The organism is Pseudomonas sp. SWRI179 (assembly GCF_014268705.1).
Taxonomy (GTDB): Bacteria; Pseudomonadota; Gammaproteobacteria; order Pseudomonadales; family Pseudomonadaceae; genus Aquipseudomonas; species Aquipseudomonas zanjanensis.
Genome location: NZ_JABWRA010000042.1, coordinates 38084 through 59498, shown reverse-complemented (window position 1 = coordinate 59498; position 21415 = coordinate 38084). Strand labels below are relative to the sequence as shown.

Sequence of the window (21415 nt, the reverse complement as noted above, 5' to 3'; positions counted from 1 at the left end):
AGTCCCAAAGCAGAGTACTCGGGGTGTCAGATCAAGCGGGGCGGCCTTGGGGCTGCTGCGCACCCCAGCGGGAGCAAGCTCCCTCGCCACAGGGTTTTGTGTGGGTCAAAAAAAACGCCCCGAACCAGTCGGGGCGTTGTTTCGAGGATGCGGCCTCGGGTGGAGCGGTTTAGCGGATACCGTCCTGGCGCAATGCGTTCGGAGTGAAGTCGGCGGTGGTGGCGGTGAAGCCGAAGTCGTAGGCCGATTTCTCTTCGTTCTTCATGCCCAGCGCCAGGTAGCGGCCGGACTGCAGGTCGTAGAGGGTTTCCAGGGCGTACCACGGCACTTGCTTGTCGTAGTAGTTCTCGGCATGGGCCTCGGCCACGCGCCACAGTTGGCCACGACCGTCGTAGTGGTCGATCACCGCGGCTTGCCAGGTGTCTTCGTCGATGTAGAAGTCACGCTTGGCGTAGATGTGACGCTGGCCTTCCTTCAGGGTCGCGGTCACATGCCAGACACGACGCAGCTCGTAGCGAGTCAGGTCCTGGTTGATGTGGCCGGCCTTGATGATGTCGGCGTACTTGAGTTGTGGCGAATCGATCTTGTAGCTGTTGGCGGCAATGTACAGCTCTTTCTTGCCTTCCAGCTTCCAGTCGTAGCGATCCGGCGCACCGTTGTACATGTCCAGGTTGTCGGAGGTACGCAGGCCGTCGGCGGCGGTACCCGGGCCGTCATAGGACACTTGCGGGGCACGGCGCACACGGCGCTGGCCAGCGTTGTAGACCCATGCCGAACGCGGTTCCTTCACTTGGTCGAGGGTTTCGTGCACCAGCAGCACGCCACCGGCCAGGCGCGCCGGCGCGGTCACTTGTTGCTTGAAGTAGAACAGGATGTTGCCTGGGTTGGCCGGATCGAAATCCTTCATCTTGTCGCGGAACACGAACTGGTCACGGAAGTACACCAGGCTGTAGGAGCCGTTGGGCTGCGGGGTGGCCTGGGTGACCAGGCGCGTCACGCTGCCGCCGCGATAGCGGGTGATGTGGTTCCAGATCACTTCCACGCCGCTCTGGGGAATCGGGAACGGCACGGCCGTCTCGAAGTTCTCCAGGCCGTTGCCACCAGACACCAGCTTGGTGTTGACCGCATTCTTCTTGATGGAGGCGAACACCTCGTCCGGCACGGTGGCGCCGCGATGGGTCGGGTAGACCGGCATCTTGAAGGTTTCCGGGTAGCGCTTGAACATCGCGTACTGGCCCGGGGCGAGTTTGGCCTTGTACTGCTCGACGTTCTGCGCGGTGATGGTGAACAGCGGTTTCTCAGTCGGGAACGGGTCGGCAAGGAAGCCCTTGCTGTCCACGGCACCGGCGTTCTTGGCCATGGGCTTCCAGGCCGAGATCGAGCCATCGGCATTGCCGGCCATCTCGGCGCCCATCGGCGTCAGGCTCTTGCCCAGTTTATCGGCCTCGGCCGCGGGTACCGCCGCCATGACGCTGGCGGCCAGCAGGGATAGCCCCAGAACACCGGCCTGCATCAGATTCTTTGTTATTTTCATAGTGTGTCGTCCTGAAATACGGTGCTTAGAAGGTCACGCCGACGCTGAGCGCCAGGAAGTCGCGATCGTCCACGGTGCTGAAGTCGCCACCAAAGAAGTTGGTGTAGGCCAGGCTGGCGTTGTAAGTGTTCTGGTACTCGGCATCCAGCCCGAGGCTGACGGCTTTGCGGCCTTCTTCAAAGTTGGCGCCAGGGCCTGGCGAGTAGCCCTTGACGTCATGGGACCAGGCCACGTTGGGCTTGAGGTTCACGCCGGCGAAGACGTCCGGGTATTCCCAGATGGCGCGCGCACGGTAGCCCCAGGAGGTGGCGGTGGTGAAGCCGTCGTTGTTGCAGTTGCCGTTCAGGCTGCTGCCGTCGGCCAGGCCGCCACCTTGTCCGGTTGAGTCGTTGAGCGCGTCACAGGCTCCGCCGGGCAGTTGACCCGGACCAAAGACAGGGTCACGACCGTAGCGAAGGTCCGACTTGCTTTCCAAGCCTCCAACATGAGTCACGCCGACTTCACCTACCAGTGTGAGGCGACTGGCGCCCATGACCTGATCCAAGAAGTGAGTGAAGGTGGTCTGGAACTGAGTGATTTCCTTGCGGCGATAACCATGCAGATCCTGGCCTGGCACACCCGTGAGCAGCGAAGCATTGCCCAACAGAGGACCACCGAGCGGGCGAACGCCGGCGAACAGGATATCGGTGGTGCTCAATTGCACCGGTGCATTCGGGCGATAGCTCAATTCACCGCTCCACGCTGTACCGGTAGGCAGTGTGGTGGAGAAACTCAAGCCGTAGAGACGGATATCTTCGGGATACTCGACAAAATAATTCGAGTTGCCCGCGACCAGCAAAGGCGCCAACCTGGCGAACACAGGTGGCAAGCTTGCTGCAGCGTCATAAACAGACTGTGACGCGCCGGTGGCACTGAAAATTGGCGCGCGGCTGTGGTAGTTCATGAAGTACGCACCGAACTCGGTGTCCAGCGGCTCGAACATGTACTTCAACGACGCGCCCCACTGGCCGCTGTCGCGGGCGTCACGGTCCGGGCCACGCCGTACCAGTACACCTTCTTCGTTGATGTCGACGCCCTGACCTTCCAATATCGGGAGAACGACGCCCGGGAACGGAATGCTGGAGCGCTTGTTCAGCACCCGAAGGTTATCGCTGCACCCATCAGCAATCACATCCGGCTGGGAGAAGAACGTGCCGCAGTTATCCACCACGGTCTGGTCCCACTCCAACTGGTAGAACGCCTCGGCCGACAGGTTGTCGGTCAGGCTCTGGGAAACGTAGAACATGTTCACCGGGATCAGGCCTTCCTTGACCTCGGCGCCAGGACGACGGAACGCGGACACGTCGACCGGGTTGATGGAGTTGATGCCACCCTGGATGAAGGTACTTTCACCCCAGCTGACCACCTGCTTGCCCAGGCGGACCGAGCCCGGCTGATCGGCAATGGCGTAGTTGTGGTAGATGAATGCGTCGAGGATCTGCCCGCCGGAAGACTGGGCGCCTTCCTTGCGGTTGCTGTCGCTGATGTCCTTGTACAGGCGGTGTTCGTCCTTGAGTTCGAAGTCGTACCAGTACTTGCCGCGCACGAATACGCCGGTATCGCCGTACTTCAGTTCCAGGTCATGGATGCCCTTGAAGATCTTCGAGAAGGTTTCCCCGCGCTTGAAATTCAGGTGGCCGTCATCGGAGGTCTGCGACAAACCCTTGCCGCCATTGTTGACGCCGATCAGGTCCTTGTTGGCGTTGGCCGTGGACCAGCTCGCGCCGACGGACAGGGACGAGTCGAACTGGCCTTCGATTTCACCGATGTTGAAACTGACGCCGAATGCAGGCCCGGCGAGCGAAGAGGCGAGACTGACCGCCAGAGGCAGTTTTGCCCGGCGCCAGAACGTGGTTGCTGAGGTCATCGACGCTACTCCATGTGCATTATTGTTATGGCAATGGACATTTCAAGAACACTTCGGCGGCAGGGAGCGGCAGCGTCCCGACATCCGTCGAAGTCGCATCGCCCTTTCGTGCGTGCGCCCCGTTCTTGAGAATCCGTGAGCGGACTATAGCCAGCAGGTAGTACGGCTTGATCCCTCTAAAGTGTGATTTGCAGCCCTCAACCACTCTGGAACAGTCCTTTCGCCAGGCCGACAGATGCCGGCACGGCAAGGATGGCTGAAATTTTCGGTTTGACAAGGCAAGCGCTTGCTTGGTGGGGCTGCCGTGCCCTTTCGGGCACGGCAAAAAGGCCTAGAGCGTGGACAGGAAGGTACTGTTGTTGCGCTGCCATTCGGTGATGTCGACGCGAATACGCTTCTTGTCGAGCTTGCCGACGCTGGTCTTGGGAATTTCCGTAACAAGAGCGATCTGGCTCGGGATCGCCCACTTGCTCAAGTGCCCCAGCTCGACGAACGGCTTGAGGTGTTCCTTGAGCTCGCGAGCCCCGATCTCATGCCCTTCGCGAATCACCAGCAAGGCAAACGGCCGCTCGCCCCACTGCGGATCGGGAATGCCAACCACTGCTACTTCGCGTACCGCCGCGTGACGGCTGATGAGGTCTTCTAGGTCCAGGGAGGAGATCCATTCGCCACCGGTCTTGATCACGTCCTTGATGCGGTCGCGGATGTCAATGAAGCCCATGTTGTCCAGCGTGGCGACGTCACCGGTGTGCAGCCAGCCGCCGGCCCAGAGTTCGGCGCCCTTCTGCGGCTCGTTGAAATAGCCTTCGGTGAGCCACGGCGCGCGCAGCACCAGTTCGCCCTGGGTCTCGCCGTCGGCCGGCAGGAAATTCCCCTCGGTGTCGACGATCGCCGCTTCCACCAGTGGCCCCGGCACCCCGGCCTTGATCCGGTAGGTGGTGCGTTCGTCTTCGCTGCCGGCCATCAGTTCCGCGTTGAGGTGGGCGCAGGACACCAGCGGGCCGGTTTCCGACATGCCGTAGGCGGCGGTGAGCTGGATGCCCCGGGCCTTGGCCGCTTCGTACAGGCTGCGGTTCAGGGCGCTGCCGCCGATGACGATTTTCCAGCCGCCGAAGTCGGTGTCCTGGGCGCCCTTGGCGTTGAGGACCATTTGCAGGATGGTCGGTACGCAATGGGAAAAGGTCACCTTTTCCTTGCGCCACAACTCGACCAGGAATTCCGGATCGTAGCGGCCCGGGTAGACCTGCTTGAGCCCGAGCATGGTCGCCACGTAGGGCAGGCCCCAGGCGTGGACATGGAACATCGGCGTGATGGGCATGTACACGTCGTTGGTGCCCAGCAGCCGCACGCTGTCGATGGAGCCCATGATGGTCGCCACGCCCATGGTGTGCAGCACCAGTTGCCGATGGGTGAAGTACACGCCCTTGGGGTTGCCCGTGGTGCCGGTGGTATAGAACGTGGTGGCGACGGAGTTTTCGTCGAAATCCTGGAAATCGTAGGTGGGGGCGGCGGCGGCCAGCAATTGTTCGTATTCGCCCACCAGGTTCGGCAGGTCGGCGGTTTTTTCCGGCAGGTCGGTCAGCAGCAGGGTCTTGTCCACCGTGGTCAGGTGCCCGGCTATCGCCTGGTACAAGCCGACGAACTCGCTGTTGACCAGCACGAAGCGGTCCTCGGCGTGGTTCATGGTGTAGACGATCTGCTCTGGTGAAAGGCGCACGTTGATGGTGTGGATCACCGCGCCGATCATCGGGATCGCGAACATGCATTCCAGGTAGCGATGGCTGTCCCAGTCCATCACCGCCACGGTATCGCCGGCCTTGACCCCCGCCTCGGTCAACACGTTGGCCAGGCGCGCGACCCGCTCGATCAGCGTCGGATAGCTGTAGCGCAACTGGTCACGGTAGATGATCTCGCGGGTTTTCTCGTAACGCGTGCCGGACATCAGCAGCCGCTTGATCAGCAGCGGGTATTGATAGGCGCCTTCGGCGGGAGGAATAACGCGAGTCTGCAACATAAGAGTCCCTTTTCTGACTGCACGGTCTTGGCTGGAAGTAAGCACTCTAGAGCGCTTATACACGGATCAAATCAGCCAAAGGAATGATTTGATCAGCGCGCAAATACTAGCCTTGAGCCATACCTGGGACCGTAGGAGCTGCCGAGTGCAACGAGGCTGCGATCTTTCCCCTGCCAATTGAATCCAGAGCGAAAAAACAAAAGATCAAAAGATCGCAGCCTTCGGCAGCTCCTACACAAAGCGAGAGTGCGTGGATCAGTGCGACTCGGTAAACGCCAGCTTCACGCCAATGGCGACGAGCACCGCGCCCATGGTCCGGTCGAACCAGTGGCCCATGCGCGCGAAACCGGCGCGTACCCGTTGCTGGCTGAACAGCAGCGCCACCAGGCAGAACCAGACGGCCGTCGCCACCGCCAGGTACACGCCGTAACCGGCCTGGATCGCCAACGGTGTATGCGGGTTGATCACCACGGTGAACAGCGACAGGAAAAACAGCGTCGCCTTGGGGTTCAGGCCATTGGTGACAAAACCGGAAATGAACGCGCCGCGGGCGGTACGCTCACCGATCTCCTGGTGCAGGTTTTCCTCGGCCGGCTTGGCCGGTTGCGCCCGCAGTGCCTTGAAACCGATGTACAGCAGGTACGCGGCGGCGGCCCACTTCAGCGCGTTGAACAGTACGATCGATTGCGACACGATCAGGCCAATGCCCAGCAATGAATAGCCCACATGCAGGAAAATCGCCGTGCCGACACCCAGAGCCGTCCAGGTCCCGGCGCGCCGGCCATGGGTCACGCTTTCGCGCACCACCACGGCAAAATCCGGCCCGGGGCTGGCGACGGCCAGCAGGTGGATCAGGGCGACGGTGAGGAATTCGGTGAGGTACATGGAGGGGCTCCTTACGACAATCTTTTGTTGGATGACATCCCGTGGCGAGGGAGCTTGCTCCCGCTCGACTGCGCAGCAGTCGCTTGCCTTGTATCGGGGCCTGCTGTGCAGGCCAGCGGGAGCAAGCTCCCTCGCCACAGAAAGCCTGCTTGCCACGGGTGTTCGCCGCCATGGCTGTAACGCATCTGATAGGCTCGCCACATTACGCCTTCGGTTCTTGACATAAAAGGTACAGCTGATGACGAACACCGCCCGCGCCGTTTTCCTCGACCATCCTTCCCTGGACCTGGGCGACCTGGACCTGGGCCCGCTGCGCTGCTGCTTCAGCGAACTGCAACTGTTCGCCCGGACCACGCCAGACCAGGTGACCGAGCGGCTCAAGGGCGCCACCGTGGCAATCACCAACAAAGTCGTGATCGATGCCCAGGCGATGGCGGCCAGCCCGGACTTGAAGCTGATTTTGATCAGTGCCACCGGCACCAACAATGTCGACCTAGCGGCGGCCCGCAGCCACGGCATCACCGTGTGCAATTGCCAAGGCTACGGCACGCCATCGGTGGCCCAGCACACGATCATGTTGTTGCTGAACCTGGCGACGCGCCTGGCCGACTATCAAAAAGCGGTGGGTGAAGGCCGCTGGCAGCAAGCTTCGCAGTTCTGCCTGCTGGACTATCCGATTGTCGAACTGGAAGGCAAGACCCTGGGCCTGCTCGGCCATGGCGAGTTGGGCAGCGCCGTCGGGCGGCTGGCCGAAGCCTTTGGCATGCGTGTGCTGCTGGGGCAGATCCCCGGGCGCCCGGCCCGCCCCGACCGCTTGCCGCTGGAGCAATTGCTGCCACACGTCGATGCCCTGACCCTGCACTGCCCACTCAATGAGCACACCCGCCACTTCATCGGCGCCCGCGAACTGGCATTGCTCAAGCCCGGTGCTTTCGTGGTCAACACCGCCCGTGGCGGCCTGATCGACGAACAGGCGCTGGCCGAGGCCCTGCGCAGCGGCCACTTGGGCGGCGCCGCCACCGACGTGCTCAGCGTGGAGCCGCCGGTCCAAGGCAATCCGCTGCTGGCCGGCGATATTCCACGCTTGATCGTCACCCCCCACAACGCCTGGGGCAGCCGCGAGGCGCGGCAACGGATCGTTGGCCAAATGAGCGAAAACGCCCAAGGCTTTTTCAGCGGTACAGCGCGGCGTGTCGTCAGTTGATAAACTGCCGCACTTTTTTTCAAGGAGCAGACCATGGATCCGCGCAGTGAAGTACTGCTTCGTCAGGCCGAGTTATTCCAGGGTTCGGTGTTGTTGGCCGGCCTGCCCGCCGACGACCTGCTCGGCCGTTTGCCCGAGGCCCATGGCTGGTGCTGGCATGCCGGCGATCAGGCAGCGCTGGATGCTCGTTTCCCCGAGCGCAGCCACTTTGGCGTGAACGTCCCCGAGCATGGGTTCGACACCGCCGTGGTATTCCTGCCCAAGGCCAAGGACCTGACCGATTACATCCTCAATGCCGTGGCGGCGCGCCTGGCTGGTCGTGAGGTGTACCTGGTGGGGGAAAAACGCAGCGGCATCGAAGGGGCGTCCAAGCAGCTCAACCCGTTCGGCAAGCCGCGCAAGCTCGATAGCGCGCGGCATTGCCAGCTGTGGCAGGTCACGGTCGCGAATGCGCCCGAGGCCAAGCCGCTGGAAAGCCTGGCCCAGACCTACGAACTGCCCCTGGCCGAAGGCCCACTGACAGTCATCAGCCTGCCCGGGGTGTTCAGCCATGGCCGCCTGGATCGCGGCAGTGCGCTGCTGTTGGAACACCTGGATAAACTGCCCAGCGGCCATCTGCTGGACTTCGGCTGCGGTGCCGGGGTGCTGGGGGCGGCGGTCAAGCGACGCTACCCGCACAATACCGTCACCCTGCTGGACGTGGACGCCTTTGCCGCCGCCAGCAGCCGCCTGACTTTGGCCGCCAATGGCCTGGAAGCCGACGTGCTGACCGGTGATGGCATTGACGCCGCTCCGATGGGTTTGAGTGCGATCCTGAGCAACCCACCGTTCCATGTCGGCGTGCATACCGATTACCACGCCACGGAGAACCTGCTGCGAAAAGCGGCCAAACATCTGAAAAACGGCGGCGAACTTCGGCTGGTTGCCAATAGTTTCCTCAAGTACCAACCGTTGATCGAAGAGCATCTGGGCGTGTGCGCGATCAAGGCCGAAGGCCAGGGCTTTCGCATCTACCGGGCCAAGCGTGGCTGACATGTTTTAGGAAACAGCACTTGCCCAATCGGATTTGCCTAGGCAGAATCCGCTCCGTCCTAGGGGAGTAGTCTCCCGCGAGCGCCATGCTCGCCCGGCATACGTCAACATACTTGGTCAGCAGACCATGGCGTATGCGGCCCAAGCGTCCACGCAGATGGTCGCTGGGTTTGACAAGACCTATGACACGCACACCTTACCCGGGGCGGGAAGGCTGTACGTGTCATAGCCGTGTCGACCCGCCCCTTTAGGAATTCCCTGATGCTGGACTCACTCCTGGTACCCACGGCGATCGTTGCGCTGGCCGAAATCGGCGACAAGACGCAATTGCTCGCGCTCATCCTGGCGGCACGCTTTCGCAAACCCTGGCCGATCATCGCTGGCATCGTTGCCGCGACCCTGGCCAACCATGCGGCGGCCGGCGCGGTCGGCGCCTGGGTCAGCGGTTTTTTCTCCGACGCGGTCCTGCACTGGATACTGGCGGCCAGCTTCGCGGCCACGGCACTGTGGACCCTGGTCCCGGACAAACTGGACGATGAAGAAGCCAACACGGCCCGTAAGTTCGGACCGTTCCTGACCACGCTGATTGCGTTCTTCCTGGCGGAAATCGGCGACAAGACCCAGATCGCCACGGTGATGCTCGCCGCGCAATACCCGGAGCTGTGGCTGGTGATCATCGGCACCACCGTGGGCATGTTGATTGCCAACGTGCCAGTGGTCCTGGCGGGCAATTTCGCCGCCGAGAAGCTACCCCTGACCCTGATCCGCCGCCTGGCCGCCTCGGCGTTCTTCGTCCTGGCGATCGTGGCGGTGTACAAGGCGATGCAGAGCAGTGGGTGGGTTTGAGGCTGTTGTGGCGAGGGAGCTTGCTCCCGCTCGGTTGCGCAGCGACCGCAAGCTTTTGGGGCCGCTTCGCCCGAGGCGTCGGACCGGCCCAGCGGGAGCAAGCTCCCTCGCCACAAAAAACAGTTTCACCACATGACGGTGGTTACTTCTTGGCCTGCTGATACAGCGGCATCACCTTCGGAATCGCCGCCTGCAACGAAGCGATACGGCTGCCCGACGACGGGTGGGTGCTCATGAATTCCGGTGGCGCGCCTTCCGACGCCTTGGCCATCTTGTTCCACAAGGTGATCGCGGCGTTCGGGTTATAGCCGGCGCGGGCGGCCAGTTCGAGGCCGATCAGGTCGGCTTCGTTCTCGTTGCCACGGCTGTTGGGCAAGGTCATGCCGTAGTTGGCGACGGTGTCGGCCAAGGCCAGGCTGTCCTGGCCGAGGCCGAACAAGGCACCGGCGCCCTGCTTGGCCATTTCGATGCCGTAGGCCTTGGACATCGCTTCGCGCCCGTGCTCGCGCAGGGCGTGGGCGATTTCATGACCGATGATCGCGGCGATCTCATCGTCGGTGAGCTTCAGCTGATTGATCAAGCCGGTGTAGAAAATGATTTTCCCACCAGGGCCGCAGCTGGCGTTGAGCTCGTCGCTCTTGATCAGGTTCACTTCCCAGTTCCATTGCGCCGAATCCGGACGGAACACCGGCGCCTGGGCGATCAGTCGACTGGAGATGGCCTGGACGCGCTTGGCATCGCTGCTGGTCTTGTCCAACACGCCCTGGGCACTCGCCTCGCCCATCGTCTTTTGATAGGACTGGGCATACATCTGGTTGACCTGGTCGGTCGACAGCATGCTGAACATGTACTGCTTGCGCTCCACACCCACGGCTCCGCCGCTGGTGGTATTGACCGACTGGCAACCGGCGAGCAGCAGCGCCGCGCTCAGAGCACTCACCATCAATGTCTTGTTCATGTAAAAGAAGCTCCCTGGAAACGTGGGCGTATCCTAGGCCTTGATTTGTATCGGCGCCAGATACACAGCGAGGGGATTACGGTTTTTTTGGACAGAACCACCGCGCCCATTTGCGACACCCACCTAGCCAAAACAGTCACCCGACGAACAGCGCCTCATGCCGCGCCACGGAAACGCCGATAAAGATCCCAGACGTCATTTCCGCGTCCGGAGTCTTTATGAAATTCAGATCGATCCAGTTTTCCGTGGCCGCCCTGGCCGGTGCCATCGTGCTCAGCGTGGTCGGCGCCCTTGTGCTGTACGCGCTGTTTGCCGGTGCCCGCACCCAGGAGATGGTGCAACAGCGAACCAAGGCGCAGTTCGAACAACTCATCGAACAACGCCTCAGTGCCTTGGCGCGCACCCAGGCCAGCCTGATCCAGCGGGAACTGGAAGCCCCGCTGTTGCTCGCCCGCGGCCTGGCCACCCCGAATGCCTTGATGGGCATGAACGGCGCGGACGGCAACCCGCAACTGAAGGTGCCCCGCGAGCAGATGATCAGCCTGCTGCGCGAAACCGTCGTACGCAACCCGAAAATCCTCGGCGCCTACATCGCCTGGGAGCCGAATGCCATCGACCACGACGACGCCAATTACGTGGACAGCCCGGTGCTGGGCATGGAAACCAACGGGCGTTTCCTGCCTTGGTGGTTTCGCAACCAGGACGGCTCCCTGGGCCTGGAAAAGCTCGCCGATGTGACCGATCAAAAACTGCTCTCCACCGGCATTCGCGCCAGTGAGTACTACCTGTGCTCCCAGGACAGCAAGAAAGCCTGCGTGATCGACCCGGCGCCCTACCGCGTCGGCAGCACGATGACCATGCTCGCCTCGTTCATCGAACCGATCATGATCGAGGGCAAGTTCCAGGGCATCGTCGGTGCCGACCTGTCGGTGAATTTCATCCAGGACATGCTCGTGGCCGCCGATGGCAAGCTGTACGACGGCGCCGGGGAAATGGCCTTGCTCTCAAGCAACAACCGGCTGGTGGCCTTCACCAAGGACCCGAGCAAACTCGGGGAAAAGGCCAGCGACCTGCTGGACGCCAACGAACTGGATAACCTGACCAAACTGGGCGTCGGCGAAGTGCGCTACGACATCGACGAAGCCCATGGGCATATCGAGGTGTACATGCCGTTCGGCATCGGCGAGACCAACGCCCGCTGGACGCTGATGCTGCAACTGCCGCTGAGCGCGGTCATGGCCGACCTGCAAGCCTTGCAGCAAGACCTCGACCATCGGCGCCAGACCGATATCTTCGGCATGGCGATGGTGGGCCTGGTGATTGCCGGGATCGGTCTGCTGGTGATCTGGCTGGTGGGCCACGGCATCGCCCGGCCACTCAAGCAAATGGTGGCGATGCTCGATGACATCGCCCAGGGCGAAGGCGACCTGACCCGTCGCCTGGTGAGCGACCGCGCCGACGAACTGGGCGCGATCGCCAGGGGCTTCAACACCTTCCTGAGCAAGTTGCAGGGCATGATCACCCAGGTGGTGACCTCGGTGCAGAGTGTCAGCGATTCATCGGAGCACACCGCTGACATCGCGATCCGTACCAACCAGGGCGTGCACAAGCAGATGACGGAGATCGATCAGGTCGCCACGGCCGTGCACGAAATGACCGCCACTGCCCAGGACGTGGCCCGTAACGCGACCCAGGCGGCCCAGGCGGCCAGTCATGCGGACCAGGCCGCCAGCCAGGGCATGCAGATCGTGCGGGACACTTCCACCTCCATTGGCGCCCTGGCCGTGGAAATCGGCAAGGCGGTGGGTGTGGTGCAGACCCTGGCCAAGGACAGCGAGAACATCAATGCGATCCTCACCGCCATCCGCGGGATCGCCGAGCAGACCAACCTGTTGGCCCTCAACGCAGCCATCGAAGCCGCCCGGGCCGGTGAACAGGGCCGTGGTTTCGCGGTGGTCGCCGATGAAGTGCGCAACCTGGCGCAGAAGACCCAGCAGGCGACTGAAGAAATCCAGGCAATGATCCAGCAACTGCAACAAGGCACCCGGGATGTGGTTCGGGTGATGGAAGACAGCCAGCATCGTACCGATGAAAGCGTGCAGCATGCGGCGAAAGCGGCCCAGGCCTTGGAAACGATTACCCAGGCGGTGTCGGTGATCAACGACATGAACACCCAGATCGCCAGCGCTGCCGAGGAACAGAGCGCCGTGGCCGACGACATCAACCGCAACGTGATCAACATCGGGCAAGTGGCAAACGAAGTGGCCAGCGGTGCCGACGAATCCAGCGCGGCCAGCGCCGGCCTGACCAAACTGGCAGAGCAGCAGCGGCGGCTGATCAACCAGTTCAGGGTCTGATCCAAAGGCCCCATCGCGAGCAGGCTCGCTCCCACAAGGGATTTGCGGCGGTACGCAGATTTTGTGTACACCGCAAAACAACTGTAGGAGCGGGCTTGCTCGCGAAGGCGTCAGTTCAGCCTACATTGAAGTGCCTGACACTACGCCTTCGCGAGCAAGCCCGCTCCCACAGGAGGGATTTGCGGCGGTACGCAGATCCTGTGAACACCACAAAACAACTGTGGGAGCGGGCTTGCTCGCGAATGCGTCAGTTCAGCCAGCATCGAAGTGACTGACACTACGCCTTCGCGAGCAAGCCCGCTCCCACAGGAGGGATTTGCGGGGGAGTGCAGATCTTGTGTACACCGCAAAACAACTGTGGGAGCGAGCCTGCTCGCGAATGCGTCAGTTCAGCCTACATTGAAGTGCCTGACACTACGCCATCGCGAGCAAGCTTTGCTCCCACAGATTCCACAGGCTCAGCGCAGGGTTTCAGAGTTCGCCGAGGGCTTCGATCAGGGCCTGGTTCTGCTCCGGCGTGCCGATGCTGATCCGCAGGAATTGGGCAATCCGCTCCTGCTTGAAGTGCCGCACGATCACACCCTGCTCCCGCAATTTCGCCGCCAGCCCTGCCGCGTCGTGCCGGGGGTGGCGGGCGAAGATGAAGTTGGCCGCCGAGGGCAATACTTCGAAGCCCTTCGCTTCCAATTGATCCACCACCCACTCACGGTGTTCGATGACCCATCGGCAGGTCCGGTCGAAATGCTCGCGATCATCGAACGCCGCTGCGCCGCCGACATTCGCCAGGCGATCCAACGGGTAGGAGTTGAAGCTGTTCTTGATCCGCTCCAGCGCTTCGATCAGGTCCGGATGACCCACCGCCAGGCCCACGCGCAGCCCCGCCAGCGAGCGGGACTTGGAAAGGGTCTGGGTCACCAGCAGGTTCGGATAACGATCCACCAGGCTGATGGCCGTCTCGCCGCCGAAGTCGATATAAGCCTCGTCCACCACGACCACCGAATCCGGGCTGGCCTTGAGAATCCTCTCGATCGCCTCCAGCGCCAGCAGGCAGCCGGTCGGCGCGTTCGGGTTGGGGAAAATGATCCCGCCGTTGGGTTTGGCGTAGTCGGCCGGGTCGATCTGGAATTGCTCATCCAGCGGCACCGCCTCGAACTGAATACCGTACAGGCCGCAATACACCGGATAGAAGCTGTAGCTGATGTCCGGGAACAACAGCGGCTGGTCGTGCTGCAACAGGCCGTGAAAAATGTGCGCCAGCACTTCATCCGAGCCGTTACCCAGGAACACCTGGTTGCCCTGCACGCCGTAATAGCGGGCCACGGCGCCTTTCAGCAGGTCGCTGTTGGGATCCGGATACAGGCGCAGATTGTCGTTCAGCTCGGCCTGCATCGCCGCGAGGGCCTTGGGCGATGGGCCGTAGGGGTTCTCGTTGGTGTTGAGCTTGACCAATCGGGTCAGTTTCGGCTGCTCACCCGGCACGTAGGGCACCAGGTTCTTGACGAACGGGCTCCAGAATTTACTCATTTCAGTTCCCCTGCCGTTCAACGGATGGCTCATCAAGAATGCGGTACTCGGCGCTGCGGGCGTGGGCGCTCAGCGATTCGCCACGGGCCAGCACCGAAGCGGTCTTGCCCAGTTCGGAGGCACCCTGCTCGGAGCAGAAGATGATCGACGAACGTTTCTGGAAGTCATACACCCCCAGCGGCGACGAGAAGCGCGCGGTGCCGGACGTCGGCAATACATGGTTAGGGCCTGCGCAATAGTCACCCAGGGCCTCGCTGGTGTGGCGGCCCATGAAGATCGCACCGGCGTGGCGGATCTGCGGCAACCAGGCCTGCGGGTCGGCGACCGACAACTCCAGGTGTTCCGGCGCGATGCGGTTGGCGACTTCGATGGCCTGCGCCATGTCATCGACCTTGATCAGCGCCCCACGGCCATTGATCGACGTGTTGATGATCTCGGCGCGGTCCATGGTCGGCAGCAGCTTGTCGATGCTGGCGGCAACCTTGTCGAGGAACTCCGCGTCGGGGCTGACCAGGATCGCCTGGGCGTCTTCGTCGTGCTCGGCCTGGGAAAACAGGTCCATGGCGATCCAGTCCGGATCGGTCTGGCCGTCGCACACCACGAGGATTTCCGAAGGACCGGCGATCATGTCGATGCCAACCTGGCCAAACACGTGGCGCTTGGCGGTGGCGACGTAGATGTTGCCCGGGCCGACCACCTTGTCCACCCGTGGCACGCTTTCGGTGCCATAGGCCAGCGCCGCCACGGCCTGGGCACCGCCGATGGTGAACACCCGGTCCACGCCAGCGATGCAAGCGGCGGCCAGCACCAACTCGTTGATCTCACCCCGCGGGGTCGGGACGACCATGACCACTTCGGTCACGCCGGCGACCTTGGCCGGAATGGCGTTCATCAGCACCGAGGACGGATAGGACGCCTTGCCCCCCGGCACGTACAGGCCGGCGCGGTCCAGCGGCGTGACTTTCTGGCCCAGCACCGTGCCGTCCGCTTCGGTGTAGCTCCAGGAGTCCTGTTTCTGCCTTTCGTGATAATCGCGCACCCGAGCCGCAGCTTTTTCCAAGGCTTCGCGCTGGGGCACGGTGATCCGGGTCAAGGCCAGTTCCAGGCGCTCGCGCGGCAGGATCAGGTCGGCCATGGACGCCACTTGCAGGCCGTCGAATTTCTGGGTGAACTCCACCAGGGCGGCATCGCCACGCTCGCGCACGGCCTTGATGATGTCCAGCACCCGCTGATTGACCGAGTCGTCAGACACACTTTCCCAGCTCAGCAGATGATCCAGATGATGTGCGAAATCCGGGTCGGCAGCGTTGAGTCGGCGAATCGAAGTGGGAGCGGTCATAGCGAGGGCCTCATTAATGGCAAATGCTCAGGCGCCCTAAGCTACCAGTCCATTCGCGTGGGCACCTGAGAAAATTGGCTATGACACGGATAGACGGGCGCGACTCAAGGTCGCGCAGGTGAATCAGCCGCGGTGTCGCGATTCCACTGCCTTGCGCAGGGTATCGATCAGAGCCTGGATACGAGCATGTTGCATTTTCATCGACGCCTTGTTGACGACCAGCCGGGAGGTGATGTCAGCGATGAAGTCCTGGGGTTCCAGGCCGTTGGCCCGCAGGGTGTTACCGGTGTCGACCACGTCGATGATCTTGTCCGCCAGGCCGATCAGCGGCGCCAGCTCCATCGAACCGTACAGCTTGATGATATCGACCTGACGACCCTGCTCGGCGTAATAACGCTTGGCGATGTTGACGAACTTGGTCGCCACCCGCAGACGCCCCTTGGGCTCCGGCGCGCCGACTTTACCGGCGGTCATCAGCTTGCAGCGGGCGATCCGCAGGTCCAGGGGCTCGTACAGGCCCTGGCCGCCGTATTCCATCAGCACGTCCTTGCCGGCGACGCCCAGGTCGGCGGCGCCATGTTCCACGTAGGTCGGCACGTCGGTGGCACGCACGATCAGCAAGCGCACGTCGGCCTGGGTCGTGGGGATGATCAGCTTGCGGCTCTTGTCCGGATTCTCGGTCGGCACGATGCCCGCTTCAGCCAGAAGCGGCAGGGTGTCGTCAAGGATGCGGCCCTTGGACAGTGCGATGGTCAACATGGGAAACGTCAGTCCTTATCAAGGTACTCATGCCCGGTCGCAAGCGGCGCCGGACACACATCGAGGGTGCAAACACCCTCGACCTGAAACGAATTCAACGGGCACATCCGTGTGCCCATGCAGCCGGAACTAGCCCGGTACGCGGCGGATCTTGGCGCCGAGCATCTGCAGTTTTTCTTCGATGCACTCGTAGCCACGGTCGATGTGGTAGATGCGGTCGATCAGGGTATCGCCTTCGGCAACCAGGGCCGAGATGACCAGGCTGGCCGAAGCCCGCAGGTCGGTGGCCATGACTGGCGCACCCTTGAGCTTCTCGGTGCCCGTGACGATGGCGGTGTTGCCTTCGACCTGGATCTTGGCGCCCATGCGGTGCAGTTCATAGACGTGCATGAAGCGGTTTTCGAAGATCGTCTCGATCACCGCGCCGGTGCCTTCGGCAATGGCGTTGAGGGAGATGAACTGCGCCTGCATATCGGTGGGGAACGCCGGGTACGGCGCGGTCCGCACGTTGACGGCCTTGGGCCGCTTGCCGTGCATGTTCACTTCGATCCAGTCTTCGCCGCAGGTGACTTCGGCACCGGCTTCCTTGAGTTTTTCCAGGACGGCTTCGAGGATGGTCGGATCGGTGTCCTTGACCTTGACGCGGCCACCGGTGACGGCAGCGGCCACCAGGTAGGTGCCGGTTTCGATCCGGTCCGGCATCACCTTGTAGGTAGCCGAATGCAGGCGCTCGACGCCATCGATGGTGATGGTGTCGGTGCCGGCGCCGCTGATCTTGGCGCCCATGGCGATCAGGAAGTTCGCCAGGTCGACCACTTCAGGCTCCCGGGCGGCGTTCTGCAGCACGCTGCGGCCCTTGGCCAGTGCGGCAGCCATCATGATGTTCTCGGTACCGGTCACGCTGACGGTGTCGAAGAAGAAGTGTGCACCGCGCAAGCCACCTTCCGGCGCCTTGGCCTTGATGTAGCCGCCTTCGACGTCGATCACCGCGCCCATGGCTTCCAGGCCACGGATGTGCAGGTCCACCGGACGCGAGCCGATGGCGCAACCGCCAGGCAAGGCGACTTCGGCTTCACCGAAACGGGCGACCATCGGGCCCAATACCAGGATCGATGCGCGCATGGTTTTCACCAGCTCGTACGGGGCGATCAAGGTCTTGATGGTGCGTGGGTCGATCTCGACGCTGAGCTTCTCGTCGATCACCGGCTCGATGCCCATGCGGCCGAACAGCTCGATCATCGTGGTGATGTCGTGCAGGTGCGGCAGGTTGGCTACAGTCACAGGACCGTCGCACAGCAGGGTCGCGGCCAGGATTGGCAGGGCGGAGTTCTTTGCCCCGGAAATACGGATTTCGCCATCAAGACGAGCGCCGCCGGTAATAATCAGTTTATCCATAAGAATCTCGAGGCCCTTGGGCTCAGGTGCGCTCGGCCCAGGCCGCGCTGCTGAAAAATTTCATCGTGACCGCGTGGATGCTGCCATCGGCGATCCATGGGTTCAAATGGGCATAGATGCTCTGCTGACGCTTCACTGGACTCAACGCCGCCAGTTCATCGCTGATTACGTTCAGCTGGAAATTGCAGCCTTCGCCTTCAACCTCCACCTGCGTACCAGGCAGCTTTCCTTCAAGGAAGCTCTTCACTTCTACAGCCTGCATGCTCAACCTCAATCGGCGCCCTGTGCGCGCGGGTCGCACATCATACAAAAAAGCCCCGCGCCTGCGAACCCCGCGAAGCAGGACTCTGACAGAGGGGCTTTTCCAACAATGTGGGTCAGGGGTGCACCAACAGCTCGGTCAGCTCGCTGACCTGGGCTATTTCGCGCATGTCTTCGGGCATCCCACGGATGCTCCACGTTTTGCCGGCCGCCTTGGCGTCCCGCATGAAACACAGCAGCAGCGACAAGCCGACACTGCTGGACTTCTGCACCGCCGAGCAGTCAATGACCACCTCGGCGCCGCCAATGGACTTGATCAGCGCCTGGCCCTGCTTGCGCAGGGCCGGCCCAGAGCGGTAATCCAGCACGCCGCTGAGCAGCAGCTCACCGGCCCCGCCCAGACGAACGGCCGATTCACTCACCGACTCGATCATTGTTCCTGCTTCTCTTTGGCTTCTTCGGTCACTTCCTTGGCCTTGGCGACTTCACCGGCCCAACCGTCGATGGTCTTGTCCAGGTCGTTGCCATTGCGCTGCATGGCGTCGGCGAACTGATCGCGGAACAGCTTGCCGATGTTGATGCCGTTGATGATCACGTTGCGCACCTTCCACTCGCCGTTGATCTTCTCGAGCGTGTAGGACACCGGGTAGACCGCGCCGTTGTTGCCCTTGACCTGCATGTCGACGCTGGTGCGAGTGCCGCTTTCATCCTTGGCCGGGGAAACGGTGATGCCCTGGTTGTTGTACTCCAGCAAGGCGTTGCCATAGAACTGCATCAGGCTGCGCTTGAAGTTCTCCTGGAAGCGGGTCATCTGCGCCGGGGTGGCCTTGCGCGAGTACTTGACGGTCATGATGCTCTTGGAGATGCCATCGGCGTCCACCACAGGGCCGACGATGCCGTTCAGCGCGTCATAGAACGCGCTGGGGTCCTGCTTGTATTTCTCTTTGTTGGCGGCAAGGTCCGCCAGCAACCGGGTGGTCGTGTCCTGGATGATGTCATGGGCCGAAGGCGCGGCCACGGCGTTGGCCATCAACGGCAGTGCCGCGAGCAGCACCAACAGGCTACGTCGCAAGATAGAGATCATTCAAAAGCTCCTCATTTGGCGTCTTTGCTAACGGTATTGAGCAGGAATTTACCGATCAGGTCCTCGAGCACCAGGGACGACTGCGTGTCGTGGATGACGCCACCGTCCTTGAGCACGGTGTCCTCTCCACCCACGCTGATGCCAATGTACTTCTCGCCCAGCAGCCCAGCCGTGAGGATAGATGCAGTGGAGTCAGTCGGCAGGTTGTCCACGCGCTTTTCCAACTGCAGCGTCACCCGACCGGTGAAATCCTCGCGGTTCAGATCGATTGCCGTGACCTTGCCGATGGTCACACCGGCCATGGTCACCTTGGCTCTGACCGTCAAACCGGCGATATTGTCGAAGTTGGCATAAAGTTTATAAGTATCGGTGCTTGCCGTCGGCGCCAGTCCACTGACCCGCAGGGCCAGCAGCAACAAAGCCAGGATGCCAGCCAGCAAGAAAAGGCCGACACCGATTTCCAGGGTGCGGTTTTGCATCAGAAATCTCCAAACATCAAGGCGGTCAGAATAAAGTCAAGGCCCAGGACCGCCAGCGAGGCGTACACCACGGTCTTGGTTGTGGCACGGCTGATCCCCTCTGAAGTGGGCTCACAGTCATAGCCTTGAAACACGGCGATCCAGGTCACGACGAACGCGAACACGGCACTTTTGATCACGCCATTGAGGACATCGTCGAGGAAATCGACGCTGTTCTGCATGTTCGACCAGTAGGAACCCTCATAGACCCCCAGCCAGTCGACGGCCACCCAGGAGCCGCCCCAGATCCCCACGACGCTGAAGATCATCGCCAGCACCGGCAGGGAAATGAAGCCGGCCCACAGGCGCGGGGCAACGATGTACTTGAGCGGGTCGACACCGATCATTTCCAGGCTGGACAGCTGCTCGGTGGACTTCATGTTACCGATTTCAGCCGTCAGCGCCGAACCGGCCCGCCCGGCGAACAGCAGCGCGGTCACCACGGGGCCTAGCTCGCGCAGCAGCGTCAGGGCGACCATCTGCCCGACCGCCTGCTCCGAACCGTAGCTGGACAAAATGCTGAAGCCTTGCAGTGCCAGCACCATGCCGATGAAGATCCCGGAGACGACGATGATCACCAGGGACATCACGCCCACCGAGTGCAACTGCTTGACCAGCAGGCCAAAGCCGCCGCCCGTCGAGTTGCGACCGAGCAAGGCGTGCATCAAAAACAGCGAGGAACGGCCCAGCACCGCCACCACGTCGATGCCGGAGCGACCGAACAGGCGAATTCTTTCCAACAGTGATTTCTTGCGCATCAGCGCTTCCCCAGCAGATCGGTACGGTAATCCGTGGCCGGGAAATGGAACGCCACCGGCCCGTCCGGATCACCCTTCATGAATTGGCGAATGCGCGGGTTGTCCGAGTCCGCCAGTTCCTGCGGCGTGCCCTGCCCCAGCACCTGCCCATCGCCGACCACATAGATGTAGTCGGCAATGCTCGCGGTTTCGGCCAAATCGTGGGAGACCACGATACTGGTGATGCCCAGCGCATCATTAAGCAGGCGGATCAGGCGCACGAGCACACCCATGGCGATCGGATCCTGGCCGACGAAGGGCTCGTCGTACATGAGGATCTTCGGATCGAGGGCAATCGCCCGCGCCAGCGCTACACGACGCTTCATGCCACCGGACAGCTCGTCCGGCATCAGGTCGATGGCGCCGCGCAGCCCGACGGCCTGCAATTTGAGCAGGACGATGTCGCGGATCATTTCTTCCGGCAGGTCGGTATGGACCCGCAGCGGGAACGCCACGTTCTCGAACACATCGAGGTCGGTGAACAGCGCGCCGCTCTGGAACAACACCCCCATGTGCTTGCGCGCATCGAACAGGTCGCTGCGAGACAATTGGGGAAGATTCTGGCCATTGACCCAGACTTCGCCGGCGCTGGGACGCAGCTGCGCGCCCATCAGCCGCAGCAGCGTGGTCTTGCCACACCCGGAGGGCCCCATGATGCCGGTGACCTTGCCCCGTGGTATGCGAATATCGATGTCATTGAAAATGCTGCGCGTCCCTCGCTTGAAGGACAGTCCCTTCAGCTCGACCGCGTAGGCGTTGTCGGCACTCATCTAAACTCCTTGCGATGCAGCCTCACATTCGAATGCCTTGGGCAGCCGACAAGCGTCGCTACCGCCGGCAGCGAACCGGCGGCGAACTATATCACTGCAACAGCGAAGCGCCCAAGGCCAACGGCCCCGCCGTTAAGCCTGGCTTAAGGTAAAAAGTCTGATATTACGTCGAACCTTGCAGCCGCCAGCACAAAGCATGACGAACTTACGTGAGGGAATTGTTCATTGCCGC

19 protein-coding genes and 1 riboswitch are annotated in these 21415 nt (G+C 62.0%); of the genes, 4 read left to right on the top strand and 15 right to left on the bottom strand.

Going from position 1 to position 21415, the window contains the following annotated elements; translation table 11 throughout:
• Positions 1 to 169: 169 nt before the first annotated feature.
• The 4 genes from HU767_RS21640 to HU767_RS21625 form a co-directional block, all read right to left on the bottom strand.
• Positions 170 to 1534 (bottom strand): DUF1329 domain-containing protein, encoded by a 1365-nt coding sequence (locus HU767_RS21640; protein ID WP_053118519.1) that lies wholly within the window; start codon positions 1532 to 1534, stop codon positions 170 to 172.
• Between the two features lie 25 nt (positions 1535 to 1559).
• On the bottom strand, positions 1560 to 3440 hold the full coding sequence (locus tag HU767_RS21635) for a DUF1302 domain-containing protein (RefSeq protein WP_186730425.1): 1881 nt from the start codon (positions 3438 to 3440) through the stop codon (positions 1560 to 1562).
• 331 nt (positions 3441 to 3771) lie between these two features.
• Entirely contained in the window at positions 3772 to 5454 is a 1683-nt protein-coding gene (locus HU767_RS21630; RefSeq protein WP_186730424.1) for a fatty acid--CoA ligase, read from the bottom strand.
• A gap of 255 nt (positions 5455 to 5709) precedes the next feature.
• Positions 5710 to 6339 carry a LysE family transporter gene (locus HU767_RS21625; RefSeq protein WP_186708896.1) on the bottom strand — a complete coding sequence of 210 codons (630 nt, stop codon included), beginning with the start codon at positions 6337 to 6339 and terminating at the stop codon, positions 5710 to 5712.
• A 238-nt stretch (positions 6340 to 6577) separates the two neighbouring features.
• On the opposite strand from HU767_RS21625, the gene HU767_RS21620 reads away from it, so the two are divergent.
• The 3 genes from HU767_RS21620 to HU767_RS21610 all read left to right on the top strand — a co-directional run bounded on the left by HU767_RS21620 (position 6578) and on the right by HU767_RS21610 (position 9421).
• Entirely contained in the window at positions 6578 to 7543 is a 966-nt protein-coding gene (locus HU767_RS21620; RefSeq protein ID WP_186730423.1) for a 2-hydroxyacid dehydrogenase, read from the top strand.
• A gap of 33 nt (positions 7544 to 7576) precedes the next feature.
• Positions 7577 to 8575, top strand: coding sequence for a class I SAM-dependent methyltransferase (locus HU767_RS21615; RefSeq protein ID WP_186730422.1), 999 nt, complete (start codon positions 7577 to 7579; stop codon positions 8573 to 8575).
• A 50-nt stretch (positions 8576 to 8625) separates the two neighbouring features.
• Positions 8626 to 8746: riboswitch (yybP-ykoY riboswitch) on the top strand.
• 90 nt (positions 8747 to 8836) lie between these two features.
• The gene (locus HU767_RS21610; protein ID WP_186708873.1) at positions 8837 to 9421 is read left to right on the top strand and encodes a TMEM165/GDT1 family protein; all 585 of its coding nucleotides are present in this window, start codon (positions 8837 to 8839) and stop codon (positions 9419 to 9421) included.
• A 142-nt stretch (positions 9422 to 9563) separates the two neighbouring features.
• Here HU767_RS21610 and HU767_RS21605 read toward each other — a convergent pair whose 3' ends face one another.
• Positions 9564 to 10379 carry a M48 family metallopeptidase gene (locus tag HU767_RS21605; protein ID WP_186730421.1) on the bottom strand — a complete coding sequence of 272 codons (816 nt, stop codon included), beginning with the start codon at positions 10377 to 10379 and terminating at the stop codon, positions 9564 to 9566.
• A gap of 218 nt (positions 10380 to 10597) precedes the next feature.
• Between HU767_RS21605 and HU767_RS21600 the strand changes: the two genes are divergently transcribed.
• The gene (locus HU767_RS21600; protein ID WP_186730420.1) at positions 10598 to 12736 is read left to right on the top strand and encodes a methyl-accepting chemotaxis protein; all 2139 of its coding nucleotides are present in this window, start codon (positions 10598 to 10600) and stop codon (positions 12734 to 12736) included.
• 471 nt (positions 12737 to 13207) lie between these two features.
• Here HU767_RS21600 and hisC read toward each other — a convergent pair whose 3' ends face one another.
• The 10 genes from hisC to HU767_RS21550 form a co-directional block, all read right to left on the bottom strand.
• Entirely contained in the window at positions 13208 to 14260 is a 1053-nt protein-coding gene (gene hisC / locus HU767_RS21595) for a histidinol-phosphate transaminase (protein ID WP_186730419.1), read from the bottom strand.
• 1 nt (position 14261) lies between these two features.
• Entirely contained in the window at positions 14262 to 15599 is a 1338-nt protein-coding gene (gene hisD, locus HU767_RS21590; RefSeq protein WP_186708860.1) for a histidinol dehydrogenase, read from the bottom strand.
• 123 nt (positions 15600 to 15722) lie between these two features.
• Positions 15723 to 16358: an ATP phosphoribosyltransferase gene (gene hisG, locus HU767_RS21585; protein WP_053118502.1), complete on the bottom strand. Its 636-nt coding sequence runs from the start codon at positions 16356 to 16358 to the stop codon at positions 15723 to 15725.
• 129 nt (positions 16359 to 16487) lie between these two features.
• A complete protein-coding gene (gene murA, locus HU767_RS21580) occupies positions 16488 to 17753 on the bottom strand; it encodes a UDP-N-acetylglucosamine 1-carboxyvinyltransferase (protein ID WP_186708857.1) in 1266 nt (421 codons plus the stop codon).
• A 22-nt stretch (positions 17754 to 17775) separates the two neighbouring features.
• Positions 17776 to 18015, bottom strand: coding sequence for a BolA family protein (locus tag HU767_RS21575; RefSeq protein WP_007953556.1), 240 nt, complete (start codon positions 18013 to 18015; stop codon positions 17776 to 17778).
• A gap of 115 nt (positions 18016 to 18130) precedes the next feature.
• Positions 18131 to 18436 carry an STAS domain-containing protein gene (locus tag HU767_RS21570; protein ID WP_186730418.1) on the bottom strand — a complete coding sequence of 102 codons (306 nt, stop codon included), beginning with the start codon at positions 18434 to 18436 and terminating at the stop codon, positions 18131 to 18133.
• Positions 18437 to 18444: 8 nt separating this feature from the next.
• The gene (locus tag HU767_RS21565; RefSeq protein WP_092333293.1) at positions 18445 to 19098 is read right to left on the bottom strand and encodes an ABC transporter substrate-binding protein; all 654 of its coding nucleotides are present in this window, start codon (positions 19096 to 19098) and stop codon (positions 18445 to 18447) included.
• A gap of 11 nt (positions 19099 to 19109) precedes the next feature.
• Positions 19110 to 19577 (bottom strand): outer membrane lipid asymmetry maintenance protein MlaD, encoded by a 468-nt coding sequence (mlaD, locus tag HU767_RS21560; RefSeq protein WP_003178020.1) that lies wholly within the window; start codon positions 19575 to 19577, stop codon positions 19110 to 19112.
• Positions 19577 to 20374 carry a lipid asymmetry maintenance ABC transporter permease subunit MlaE gene (gene mlaE, locus HU767_RS21555; protein ID WP_186708834.1) on the bottom strand — a complete coding sequence of 266 codons (798 nt, stop codon included), beginning with the start codon at positions 20372 to 20374 and terminating at the stop codon, positions 19577 to 19579. The genes mlaD and mlaE overlap by 1 nt, the downstream gene beginning before the upstream one ends.
• A complete protein-coding gene (locus tag HU767_RS21550) occupies positions 20374 to 21183 on the bottom strand; it encodes an ATP-binding cassette domain-containing protein (protein ID WP_092205009.1) in 810 nt (269 codons plus the stop codon). The genes mlaE and HU767_RS21550 overlap by 1 nt, the downstream gene beginning before the upstream one ends.
• Positions 21184 to 21415 lie beyond the last annotated feature (232 nt).